The organism is Pedobacter faecalis, from assembly GCF_030182585.1.
Classification (GTDB): domain Bacteria; phylum Bacteroidota; class Bacteroidia; order Sphingobacteriales; family Sphingobacteriaceae; genus Pedobacter; species Pedobacter faecalis.
The window spans coordinates 1,931,455-1,945,006 of sequence record NZ_JARXOW010000001.1; the positions used below are offsets into that span (position 1 = coordinate 1,931,455).

7 protein-coding genes are annotated in these 13,552 nt (G+C 49.0%); all 7 read right to left on the bottom strand.

Annotated elements, in window-relative coordinates; genetic code table 11:
• Positions 1-10 precede the first annotated feature (10 nt).
• A complete protein-coding gene (gene feoB / locus QEP07_RS08740) occupies positions 11-2,125 on the bottom strand; it encodes a ferrous iron transport protein B (RefSeq protein ID WP_285009533.1) in 2,115 nt (704 codons plus the stop codon).
• A 3-nt stretch (positions 2,126-2,128) separates the two neighbouring features.
• On the bottom strand, positions 2,129-2,347 hold the full coding sequence (locus QEP07_RS08745) for a FeoA family protein (RefSeq protein ID WP_256003594.1): 219 nt from the start codon (positions 2,345-2,347) through the stop codon (positions 2,129-2,131).
• Positions 2,348-2,564: 217 nt separating this feature from the next.
• Positions 2,565-2,951, bottom strand: coding sequence for a VanZ family protein (locus QEP07_RS08750; RefSeq protein WP_350223366.1), 387 nt, complete (start codon positions 2,949-2,951; stop codon positions 2,565-2,567).
• 12 nt (positions 2,952-2,963) lie between these two features.
• A complete protein-coding gene (gene gcvH / locus QEP07_RS08755) occupies positions 2,964-3,344 on the bottom strand; it encodes a glycine cleavage system protein GcvH (protein ID WP_285009536.1) in 381 nt (126 codons plus the stop codon).
• A gap of 92 nt (positions 3,345-3,436) precedes the next feature.
• Entirely contained in the window at positions 3,437-10,600 is a 7,164-nt protein-coding gene (gene sov / locus QEP07_RS08760) for a T9SS outer membrane translocon Sov/SprA (protein WP_285009538.1), read from the bottom strand.
• An 11-nt stretch (positions 10,601-10,611) separates the two neighbouring features.
• Complete coding sequence (ruvA, locus tag QEP07_RS08765; protein WP_256003586.1) at positions 10,612-11,196, bottom strand: Holliday junction branch migration protein RuvA; 585 nt, start codon at positions 11,194-11,196, stop codon at positions 10,612-10,614.
• A gap of 1 nt (position 11,197) precedes the next feature.
• Positions 11,198-13,513 (bottom strand): NADP-dependent malic enzyme, encoded by a 2,316-nt coding sequence (locus QEP07_RS08770; protein ID WP_256003585.1) that lies wholly within the window; start codon positions 13,511-13,513, stop codon positions 11,198-11,200.
• Positions 13,514-13,552: the final 39 nt, after the last annotated feature.

Genomic DNA, 13,552 nt, shown 5'->3' on the forward strand with positions numbered 1-13,552 from the left:
GATAACCAATTTACTTCAATAGCTGATAGGCGATCAAACTGGCGAGATAAGCCAGAAGCGTCATATAGGTTAGCTGTATAAGCGGCCACTTCCATGACTTTGTTTCACGATACACTACCGCTACCGTACTCATGCACTGCATAGCAAAAGCATAGAAAAGCATAAGTGAAAACGCAGTTGCAAAAGTAAAGATTGGCAAACCCGTGTCAGGGTCTACCGCGTTTCTCATTTTGTTCCGGATGGTGTCAGTCTCTTCCGCGTCACCCACACTATAGATCGTCGCCATTGTGCCCACAAACGCCTCACGGGCGGCAAAAGAGGTAATTAGTGATATCCCGATCTTCCAATCGAAACCCAATGGCCGTATGGCAGGTTCAATGGCATGCCCCAAAATACCGGCATACGAATTCTCCAGGTACTCGGCAGATTTATCCCGCTCCAGAGTCTCCACTACGGTACTATCCTGGCGAGCCTCCAGCACGGCGTATTTTTGATCTATAGCCTCCATCCTTTCTGAGGGACCGTACGATGCCAGTACCCACAGCACAATAGATATCGCGATAATCACTTTACCAGCTTCAACAACAAAGGTCTTCGACTTCTCATACATGGTATAGATGACATTAGACCATCTGGGCATGCGGTAAACCGGCAATTCCATAATGAAATATGATCTTTCCTTCGCTTTAATCAAAAACTTCATTACCGCTGCCACCACGACAGCTGCCACGATGCTGATTACATACATGCCCATCAAGGTCAGGCCCTGCAGATTAATAAAGCCCCAAACCGTATCTTCTGGCACTACAAGCGATATCAGCAAGGTATAAACAGGCAGACGGGCAGAGCAACTGACCAGCGGGACTACCATAATCGTAATGATCCGGTCCTTCCAGCTTTCTATAGTACGTGCACTCATAATAGAAGGCACCGCGCAGGCCAGACTGCCGATCATGGGCACCACCGATTTGCCACTCAGACCAAACCTTCTCATGATCTTATCCATCATGAATGTCACCCTGGCCATATATCCCGTATCTTCAAGTATCGAAATAAAGGCGAAGAGAATAGCGATCTGCGGGATAAAAATCACCACACCACCGAGACCTGCCAGTACACCGTCGATTAGCAGGCTCGACAGCACGCCTTCAGGCAAATGTGCATGACCATATTCCGTCAGAAACAGAAAAGCACCCTCAATCATGTCCATCGGATATGACGACCAGGCGAAAATTGAATTGAATATGAAAAACAAAAGCCCAATAAAGATCAGGAAACCCCAAACCTTATGGGTTAGCACGGCATCCAGCCTGTCACTGAAAGTAAACTTCCTGGCGGCACCTGTGTCCTTCATCACACCACTTAACACGGTGCCGAGGTACCTGTACCGGGCTATTGTCTCGGCCGCTTGAAGCTTGGCGCTCTCAAAAGCCTGACCACTGCAGATCCCATCAAGTGCAGCATGTTCCTCCTCCGTAAAGATATCCAGGTCCCGATGCTGATGCAGCATCTGTAAGGCCAGGTAGTCGTTGTCTATCTGCAATATCGCCTTCGCCTCCCGGCGCGCCTCAGGTGCCAGAATACTTAGGTCTGCACCCGGCAACTGTGTCGGAATGCGGGTGGTGTTTGCCACGGCCGTTTTCAACTGATCAAGCCCAATATTGCTACGCGCTGAAATCGGGACAACCTGAACACCAAGGCGTTCAGAGAGCTTATCAACATCAATGTCGATCCCCGCACGTTTGGCCATATCAGTCATATTCAAGGCTAGGATAACAGGCACCCCCATATCTGCTACCTGGGTATACAGAAGCAGATTCCGCCTAAGGTTAGTCGCATCTGCCACCACAATAACCACGTCGGGAAAACCTGGATTGTTCCTATCCGCGAGGACCTGCAGTACAATTCGCTCGTCCCTGCTTTTCGGATAAAGACTATAAGTACCCGGCAGGTCGATGATCTCCGCTTTGCGGTCGGCAGACAATTTGCAATAGCCTACCTTTTTGTCGACCGTTATTCCCGGGAAATTACCGATTTTTTGATTAAGTCCGGTAAGGAGGTTAAAGAGCGTAGATTTTCCTGTGTTGGGGTTCCCAACCAACGCTATTTTAATGTATTCAGTCAAAGCTTATTGTTCGATTATGATCATGGACGCCTCACTCTTCCGCAAGCAGAGCTGGTATCCCGCAATGCGGATGGCGACAGGGCAACCCATCGGAGCGAAGCGCTCTATCTCCACCACTTCACCCGGAAGACAGCCCATTTCCATCAGCTTTACTGACATCTCCAGATCTGTAAACGAAATAATTGTAGCCTGTTCACCAGGTTTAAGCTGTGAAAGTTTCATTTGTGCTATACGGAGTTATTTGACAGGCAAGATACCCTTTATCTATAATAAATCCAAATAACGAGACCGCCCGCACCAAGGATGACAGTTTATTTACCGAAAGACCGATAGCTTACCTTCGGACAATCGCAGCCTTGCCTGAACAGACCGCAGCCGTTCAGAACAAACATGAGCAGCGCAAGAAAAATTACCGAATATAATGTTCTCATATCAGGGACTAACTAACTACATTCTTCCGGTGCAACAGCACATAGCTGAACACACCCATGGCAACTCCAAGCATATCACAGCCAAAATCCCACCACTCGGCAGAGCGGTAAGTAAAAACCTTCCACTGAAGAATCTCAATCCCCCCTCCCACAAGCGAAGTGATCACAATGATCTTGAAGATGGTCAGTGAACGGAAACTGTAGCTATGCTGGTGTTTGATCTTACCGTAAAACAGCAATATCGTGAGGATGTAGAAAAAGCCGAGATGGGCAAGCTTATCAAATCCTTCAAAAAAAATGCCCGACCCACCGGTGTCAGGCATTTTCATATTGCAAAATATCAGTATCAGGACCGTCCATATTACAGCCCAGCTTTGATACTTCAATGCTTGCATTTTATTCATTTATCAGGCACCTACCAATGCCTGGTAGCCTTCAGCATTTAACAGGCCATCTACTTCCGACGGATCCGTAAGAGATACCTTCACCATCCAGCCCTGTCCATAAGGATCAGAATTAACCAGTTCAGGATTATCGTTCAACGCAGGGTTTACCTCAAGCACCGTAGCACTAACCGGCATGAACAGATCCGAAACGGTTTTAACCGCTTCCACGGTTCCGAATACCTCGTCTTTACTTACTTCCTCACCTAATGTGTTTACATCGATGTAAACGATGTCGCCAAGTTCGCGCTGTGCAAAGTCAGTGATGCCGATATAGGCCTCGCTACCTTCAACCCTCAACCATTCATGGTCCTTTGTGTACTTTAATTCTGATGGAAAATTCATCTTGTTGTTGTTTAAATATCTCGAGTTTTTTTATGTAAACAGCGGTCAAACCGTGTGTTCAAAGGTAATTAATCTAACACTTTATAACAATCCTAATTAAGGGTAATCCTCAAACTAAATCCAAAGTTGCTATATGCCGTATTGAAGCTCTGAGAGGTATAAGGCCGGGTAACATTCGAATCGTAGAATACCCGGAAATTAAACCGCTGGTTCAGCACATAGTCAACAGTGGGCCGAAGCGTTATGTTCTTTGCACCAGAGGAAACCTCCGCCTCAAGAACATCCGGCCGGTAAATGACCGTTTTATTGTCCCTCAGTGCCACATCAAGCTTAAAGTCCATATTGTTATCCATCTTCAGTCCCGGGAACATTCCGAACGGGAAACGGAACTTGTTGGTACGGTAACCTAAGCCGAAGATCATGTTGTTCTCCGAAAGCTGTGCCAGCTGGCTGTTGGCCAGGCTCAAACCGAGCAGCCTCGACCTTCCGATCTCAAAGTTGGCCGTCAGGTTGCTTTTCAATCGTGCATCAACGCCAATAAGGGGAGCAAACTGTTCTGCAATTGTTACCTGGTTATACTGATATTTAGGCAGGAAGTTCCCGTTCGCATCTCGCGTCCTGGAATATCCGTTCAGCTCCTCGTAACGGATCAGTGTATTGAAACTGTTCACACTATAGGCCGAGCGATACGAATGCCGCAGGTCTATGGAACTGAAACGCTCCCCAAGAAATGGAATTCGCGTAAGCCCGCGATAATTCAAACGCCAGTTGGGCAGAGGCACCGATGGCATGGTATTTAAGCTCACTGAAGAAGCCGGTTTACCTGTATACGCGGCCAGGAACGCTGGTACAACTACATCCTGCGCATCCTTGCTGTATCCGTCGGCAAACCCGCCCCCGCCTGCCGAATTCGGGTTTAATGCACCGAGCCGCTGCGAAATCACCTGCCGGTTTTCCATAAACCGCCCAAAAACTTTCGAAACTGTACTTCCTGTACCATCAGAAAATGCAGTCTTCAGCGAGATAAAAGAGATACTGTAATCACCCGTAGTGTACGGACTCTGATTCTCAAAACCGCCCATCTCAGCGTCGTACCGGAAGTTCGTGGAAAAGTTTCTGGTCTGATTCTTATTCAGAGTAAGTGTGATGGTCAGGTCTCTGAGCGGTTCCAGCAGACTGGTGAAGCTCAGGTCTTCCCGCAGCGTGTTAATGTACAACTGCGACTGAAGCGTATCTCTGGTTAGCCAGCCATGCAGCATTGCTGTGTTTCGAATGTCGCGCTGACTTCCGAAAACAAAACCCAGACCCGGTGCGCCCGTCACATCATCTATACCAAAGAAACTGGAGCCGGGCAGATAGCCTGGTAAAAACGTTCCCTTGCTTTGCGTATAAGCTCCCACAATATTTCGCACACCTGTAAGCAACCCGACGAAAAAGCCCGGCCCTGAGCCATCTGACCCTGCGCGCCTTACAAAGCCAAACTTATTGTATAAACCTGCCAGATTAAGGTTGGGATTAATCTGTATAATCCGCGAATTCTGAATGGTATTTCCCATATCTATGTACGGGTTCCTCAAGGTCGACAACGGCTCAGTCTGCCAGTTAAAAGTTGTACCGTATCGGGTCGCAATGTTAACCCAATTCAGACCCGGGAGCTTGTTTACCGGGAGGTTGTACGTCAGGTTCATATTATGGCTGTAATCCGTGGTGCGACCCAGCCGAAGCAAATTTTGCCACACTGTGTCCCGCTTAGAGCGATCCAGTCTTCCCTCCGGCTCATCAATAATAGAATAATTGGTGGCATCGAAGTCTAGTGTCATCGACCTCGACAAATTCCAGGAGATGCCATAAACCCGTGTAACCAGGAAATTCTTGTTGAAAGTCGTGTTCACCGGAATATAGTTTGCCGGATCATTATTACGCAGACTGTTCTCAGAATAATACCGGTCCAGATCGATCCTGAAATTTATGGAATTCGGCAGCAAACTGAAATTGAACTCTTTAAGCAACGCAAGCATATTAGATTTAATGATGCGGTCAAAGGGTTGATAATTGCGCGACTGGCCGGAATAATTATAGGCCAGTGATGCTCTGTAAGTATGCTGCACACTGTGCTGATTGATGAAATCGCGGTGCAGGTACTTCGTCTGTGCATAGCTCACGTTCAGGTTCTCAACATCCCACAACCGCGGATTTCTTTCCAAGTCCGTCCGCTCCTTCCTCACATTATTAAAGCTGATGCTGTTTCGGGTGGTATAGTCCTGTGCATAGTTCAGCACCTCCTTCTTTTCTTCCTTCGTCGCACCCTCAAGCGAGTTCTTCAGTTCAATATCCGGCGTCCTCGGATCAAACTGCGGTGTGCTCACCTGACTTGAGTAGCTAACGAACATAGGAATCTTAATTCCCGTCTTTTTGGGTAGCAGCATCCCCAGCTCCATGCTGGACGAGACGTCAAAAAACACGTGATCTGCCCGGTTTCGTTCACTCACGCGTTTCTCAATCGAGCCAAATCCTATGGTCGATTTGCTTCCGGAAATATTAACATCTGCAAAATCCGCCAGCTGCGCATTCATCCGTGCATTTGCGGCCCATCCTCCCCGCTCGTCAAATTCCGTAAGCCGCAGCTCATTAAACCACACAAGCGCATTCTTATCCAGTCCGTCGTCGCTCCCGGTGCCGGTCCGCAGGGGGTTTTTAACGCCAAGCATATAAACCCTCACCTTGCTCATGTCGGGCTGACCTTTAATGGTAATGGTTCGCCCGTTTTCCACATAGTCGAAAGGAACGTTCACGGGCCATGGCTGCCCGCCGAGCAAGGCCTTGTTCCTGGCCAGTTTGGCATGCTGGAAAGATTCCAGCTCGATGTCCACCTTGTTCTGCTGCGGCCATATGGCGTCCGGATCACTTGTCCCCGGCTGCGTTACCCGGAGGGGCAGTGAATATTCGTAATAATTATCCTGATTGTCGGTGCCTATCCGCAAAAAAGCACTCAAATCGCCGTCGCTTAATATACCGCTACCCAGTGCTTCGGCGTGGATAAACATTTCCAGACGCCGGTACGATCTGAAATCATTGATCGCCGTTTTAAATGCCGCCCTTCCATAGCCATCACGCAAATTTCTCACAGTAAGCGCGAGCGATTGTTCATTCTGACGCGCATCCCCCCTAAAATCGGTAAGGTTACGCTCCCGTTCTATGCCCGGTGGCACCACGTAAGGGATCGGGCTACGCTTACCATTTTCCTCGATATTCACGGTTGCCACCTCTATGGTTGAGTTATCAGGCGCTGCGGGAACCAATGCCTGATCGGCGATAACTTTATCTCCCTCATTGGCTGCGTTATACTGCCGCCATTCTCCACGGATCAGTTGAATCTTGCCAAACCGCAAAATTGCAGTATCTGCAAAATTGGTCATAAACATACGTATAAAGCGTATCGACTTAAAATCGGGGATATTGCCCACGCGCTGCTGGTACTGTGCCAGTGGGATCCTGATCTGGTACCAGGTAACAGGCTGGGTTGAACCGTTGGCCAGCTTCACCTGCGACGTAACCTTATCGGTAATAAAGTTTTGCCCCACCATCAGATCGCCGGGACGCATCGACACCTTGTACTGGAAATACTCGTCACTCTGCGTCATGTTGTTATCGCGATTTACATCCTCGCCATCAGGCAAAGAAGTCGAGGCTGAATTCTCCACACCAAAGTCCTGTTGCGACTGCTGAGGTGTTTTGGAATTTCCTTCTGTCCCGTTATAGCGTTGGTAGCGTCGCAATATCCCCGCGTTTTCCTGGTCAAGCGCTCTCGATCTGTAATAGGAGTAGTCGTCCGATGAAGGATCGCTATCCAGGGCGGCAGCCGCATCCGGATTTAACTGTGCTTTGATCTGATTGATCTGGGCCGCAAACTTAATACGCTCCTGTTCACTGCTCAAGCCGTCAAGCCCAACGTCCTGTAATCTTCTGGCTTCAGGATCATTGTCGAATGCCTGCACTACTGGCTGTAGCTTAGGCACCCTTCCCCAATTGGTCTCGTCGTACTTAGACGGGTCGGCGTTTGCAGGCAGGCCGTTTTCGAGCGACTTCCGCCCGTCTTTTAAAATATCCTCAGAAAGATTGCCCAAATTGAAGTACAGGTCCCCGCCTTCCGAATTCGGCTTATAAATAAAGGGATCCATGACCCAAAGCTCAATGAATTCGATGTTCAGCGCTTCAAAATCGTTTGTTTCAATTCTGCGAAACAAACCTCCCCATCTCGAGCGCGGATTATTCAGTGAGCCATCAGCATTAAAGCCCGTTGTGCTGAAATTGTATGGCCCCCTTACCTTAGGATAAAAGGCAATGTCCAGTGTCGGCAACATCACCGGCTGGCCCGTTGCGATCTCTTTAAACGGAAACACCTCCTGCTCTATGATCTCCCTCACATAGTGGTTAGAAAGCTCATTCCGGTTCCCCCGGATACCCGCCGGGATTTCACCGCCGCCCCTGCCATAGAACAATGGATCGATATTGTAAAAAGCGATCCGGGCCCTGTTATAGCCGTAAGCCAGATCGTTCACCAGTTGCGATTCGGGGAAAAGCTGGGGGGTGCCCGACAACTGCCAGGCAATGGAGCTTTTTAGATCTATTATCGACCTCGAACCCTCAAAATCATCTAAATAACTCACCCCTCCGGCTTTCCCCGCGAAATTCAGTGCGCGCGGATGGCCGGGCATCAGCTGGGCAAACTCTCCCGCGAAAGTAATGCTTGAAGGAGCCTTAGTAGAAATCAGGGGGAGCCTGTCGATCAGCCTCGTCAGAAACCTGGAGTTGGAACTGTAATTCAGGTCCATCCCCCAGATCGTATTCGATATTGGTTCCTCGCCTATGTTTACTTTGGGTGTAAGCGGCTTCTCCGTCAGATTCATGAGCGTACCGCCAATATTCCATTTATTGTTCACCCGGTAATCGAGCCGCGTACCGAAAAGCGAGCGTTGCTGAAGTCCGAACAATTCATTGTTCTCCGTCGAGATCCGGACCGGCTGGCCCGACAACAGCACGCCCGTGTTCAGGATTTTGACCCGGCCGCCCTGGTAGTCTACCGTATAGTCGACCCCTTCCTGAAGCGGGATGGTGCCTGAAAATACACGTACCGAGCCCTCTGGCACATTTATAGAATTCAGGCTAAACTCAGATGATATATCTGACTGGTAATTACCTTTGATGATATACCTGTTCTGGCGCGTAAACAACTGCTGCGCGATGACTTTCGTCGAGTCATAAAGGGCGGGATAAGTATACCTGTCTATAAGCGCCTGTTCAGAGGGCAGGAACTGATCGGCCAGATCCTTGCCAAAAGGTTCAATGACAGGAAAAATAATCCTTCCATTAAAAGGATCTATGGTTATATATCCGTTTGTCATATTCGTGACCAACGACGTATTGCTGCTCCCCGACGCCGCTGTCCCCGGGGCAATCGCCGACGAGGTCTGCGCAGTGTTTGAACGTGGGTCAAAAGGCTTGTTCTCGGCTTCAAAATCAAATATCCCGTCCGGTTTCAGTTCATCCTGCTGATTCAGCCGGTCAAGCCCAAGCACCTGAATCCATTGCTTATCCCGCAACGGTCTGTTATCAGCATCCAGACGCTCGCCTTCGGTAATCACGGGCCTTTCCACGCCGCTGGCCTCATCTATACGGAAAATATCCAGTCTGAAATTCTGGGGACTGATCTGGTATCCTCCGATCGCGTAGATATTTTTCATCATTAAATCCCAGGTCGGCAGACTGGTCTTCGTCGTTTCATTCTTAAGAAGCTTTGCAAACAGCACGTTAGGTGTAGCCTGATCGTAAGGAACATCGGTGGAAAACTCACCCACCTGGTACTCCACCCCGTTATAGGTATAGCGATAGGCAACCGCCAAAACCTCGTCGGCATTCAATGCATTATTCAACGAGATATAACCCAGTTTCGGGTGAAAGGTAAACTCCCGGTCGGCAAGCTTCCGGGCATACGTAAGCTTCGCGAAATTGTCTGTACCTCCTGTTCCCTGAAAATAAGAGAGTGCAGCGTTCGAGTTCGCTTGTCTGGCATCTGCTGGTAAATTCTCAAGTAAATTGTTGGACGACCTTGGAAACAACGGATTTGAAAACCCGGAAGGTAAAGCGGTATAACCGGCCCCGCTTACCAGAGTAGTGTTAAAGGGGCTGTTCTCGCCGAGGTCAATCAGCGCGAGTATATCTCTCGAATCCTGCGTCGTACCCGCCTTGTTAGTGATCCAGACTTCAATTTTCGTGATAATAACGTTGGATGTGATCACCGGCGCCGTAGCCAGTGCCCGGTTATAATTGTTGCGAAAGTACTGGGCCAGGAAGAAATGTTTATTAGCCTCATAGTTATCCCCGGAGATACGGAACTCGTTTTGCTGGGCCCCATTATTAATCACAATCTCCCTTGATTGCGATTTCTGCTGACTGAATATGGTGTTTACACTGAGCCTTCCAAACTGCAATTGCGTTTTTACCCCAAAGAGCGCCTGTGTTCCCGTAATTAGTGTAGTGTTTAGCGGCAGGCTCACATTTCCCGCCTCAATTTTCTTGATGATATCGTCCTCGCCACCTGTATAGTCTATCTTGATCCGGTTTTCGAAATCAAACTGAGCCTCGGTGTTATAGTTCATGTTCACCTTCAGTTTGGTCCCGATATTTCCGATCACATCCATCTGGATGCGCTGGTTAAAATCGAAATTTCCCTGAACGCGCTGGCGCTCATTAAACAGCGGGTTCTCATTTCTGTTGATCCGCCCTAAAAAAGTCAGCTCGGCTTCACCGCGCGGCTGAATATCAATCGTATTTCCACCAAAAATACGCTCAAAAGCCTCACTGTTAACTTTAAGGCTCGGTATCACGCCTGTCCTGCGCACCTCAGCTACCTCCCTGTCCGACAGTCGCTTCCAGTTCTCCCGCTTGATCTCGCTTTCCAGCAGGCGCTGGTACTCCGTAATGCTTAAATACTGTGGCAGTCCGAATGCCCGGCCGCCGATAAGCTGCCTGATGACATAACGCTTGTTGGCCGCATCGTATTCAACCTGACGGGTAATATTACCCGGAAGGGGAGCAAAAGGCTTGCTGAGCGAACCTATGCCCAGTAGCCGCCTTTCTCTGAGGCCAAAGGTGTTCTTTAAGGTATCTGAGGTCACCCGCCCGGGACTAACCTGAGCGCGAAGCAGCCCGGAACCGCCAATAGCTAATAAAAGAAAGATCAGCGCTAACCTTTTCAAGGATAAAACAATTAAAGATTCTTCAAAGCCAACTTGATCATTTGCTCTACCAGTAAATCCTTCCCATGTACCTTTTCAACTGCCACAAGGGCCTTCTCCGATGCCGGCTTCGAAAAACCAAGCATAACCAGCGCAGCGATGGCCTCGTCCTTTACAGAATTCCTTACCGGGGCGGCCATGAGCGAGCCGCTACCCTCCTTTTTCAACTTATCCTGAAGTTCCAGAACAAGACGCTGGGCCGACTTTGCACCTATCCCCTTAATACGTTGTATAAGCGGAAGATCTCCCTGAATAATAGCCGCCTGGATCTCTGTCGGTGTAATCGATGAAAGCATCATCCTGCCCGTGTTAGGTCCAATACCCGATACCGAGATGAGGTGAAGGAACAACCGCCGCTCATCCTCATCGGCAAACCCGTAAAGTGTGTGTGCATCCTCCTTTACATGCAGCCAGGTATATATTTTACATCGCTCACCCTCGGGCAAACTACTGTATGTACTCAGGGAGATATTTATGTGGTAACCCACGCCGCCGGCTTCCACCACCACATAAGCAGGGCATTTAAAAGTCAGCTTCCCATCGATATATGCAAACATGTTATTTTCTGGAAATTCTTTTCAAAAGCCCCCCTCTGTCCGATGTCGCGTCAAGTTTCTTCTCCTGGGCATCCACAACAGCGATGGTCACCATGTTAACGATCTCCCTCACCGAGCTTCCCAGTTGCACAATATGAACAGGTTTTTTCAGTCCAAGCAAAATAGGGCCTACAGCTTCTGCTTCGCCGAGCTCCTGCAGCAGTTTGTACGCAATATTGCCCGATTCCAGGTTTGGAAATACCAGCGTATTTGCCGGCGCATCAGCCAGCCTGCTGAACGGAAAATTATCCTTAAGCATGAGATTGTTTATGGCAAAGTTGGCCTGCATCTCGCCGTCAACGATCATTTCCGGGTGACGGTCATGCAGGATCCTGACAGCCTTCCTTACTTTTTCAGGTACCGGACCATCATTAGATCCGAAATTGGAATAGGAAAGCAGTGCAATCCGGGGTTGTATGTTAAACTTCCTCACCGCCCGTTCCAACAGCAACGTGAGGTCTACAAGCTCCTCCGCCGTCGGGTCCACGTTTACTGTGGTATCGCCAAAAAACACCGGACCCTTACGGGTGATCATCATATACATACCCGCAACCCTGTTCACACCTTCCTGGGTACCGATCACGCGCAATGCAGGCTTAATAGTAGCCGCATAGTTCTTCGTCAGGCCAGACACCAGCGCATCCGCCTCCCCGAACTCCACCATGGACGCCCCGAAATAGTTTCTGTCGCGCATGAGCTTGGATGCTTCCGAAGAAGTAATGCCCCGCCTTTGCCGCTTGCGGTAAAGCGCTTCAGCATATTTGCTCAACCGTTCAGTCTCCGCAAAATTATCTATGATTTCCACACCCTCAAGGTCAAGCTCATTCTCGTCGATGATCTTTTGGATCGCCTGTTTATTGCCAAGCAATATCGGAACCGCAATATTCTCATCCTTTACAATTTGGGCCGCCTTTAAAATCTTATAATTGTCAGCCTCTGCGAAAACAATACGCTTAGGGTCAGACTTAGCCCGGTTGGTCAATGCACGCATAATGGCGTCGTCTCCGCCAAGCCGGCGTTTAAGCTCCTCCTCATAGGCATCCCAATCAGAAATAACCTTACGTGCAACGCCCGACTCAATCGCCGCCTTAGCCACTGCTATCGATACATTCGTCATAAGCCGCATGTCCATCGGCTTGGGTATAATATAGTCTTTACCAAACTTGATGTTGTTTTGATTGTAGGCCATGTTCACCGCTTCAGGCACCGGCTTCCTTGCCAGTTCAGCTATAGCCCGCACCGCCGCAACTTTCATCGCTTCGTTAATTCCGGTAGCACGAACATCCAGTGCCCCCCTGAAGATATACGGGAAACCAAGCACATTATTCACCTGATTAGGATAATCAGACCGGCCCGTGGCCATGATGATATCCTTACGGCTCGACACAGCAAGGTCATAAGCAATTTCCGGATCAGGGTTAGCCATCGCAAATACAATCGGATTCCGGGCCATGGATTTCAGCATTTCTTCTGTCACACAGTTACCTGACGACAAACCAATGAACACGTCAGCATCCTTCATCGCGTCGGCCAGGGTCTCCAGTTTTCTGGACGTAGCAAATTCTGCCTTAATTTCATCCAGGTTGTCACGTTTGTCCGTAATCACGCCAGAACGGTCGCACATCACGATATTCTCCTTCTTCGCGCCCAAAGATACATACAGACGCGTGCAGGAAATCGCTGCCGCACCGGCACCGTTAACAACGATCTTTACCTTATCTATTTTCTTCTTTTGCAGGTCGCAGGCGTTCAGCAGCGCAGCTGCCGAAATAATCGCTGTGCCGTGCTGATCATCATGCATCACCGGGATGTTCATTTCCGCTTTAAGCCTGCGTTCTATTTCAAAACACTCAGGCGCCTTAATGTCCTCCAGGTTTATGCCTCCGAAAGTGGGCTCCAATGCTTTAACGATGTTTACGAACTCGTCAACATTTTTAGTATCCAGCTCAAGGTCGAACACATCAATATCGGCGAATATCTTAAACAACAAACCCTTACCCTCCATCACAGGCTTACCCGCTTCCGGCCCAATGTCGCCCAGCCCCAGTACCGCGGTACCATTGCTGATCACCGCAACAAGATTTCCCTTGGCGGTATATTTATATACTTCTTCTTTTTTATCCGCTATCCTCAAACAAGGTTCTGCAACCCCGGGTGAATATGCAAGAGTTAAATCCCTTTGAGAATTGGTAGGCTTAGTTGGCACTACCTGTATCTTCCCCGGCCTGCCCTGCGAATGATAATCAAGCGCATCCTGTCTCCTGTTAATTTTGCTCATAAAACCTCTTGAATATAAGGCGTCAAAGTTACAATTCTT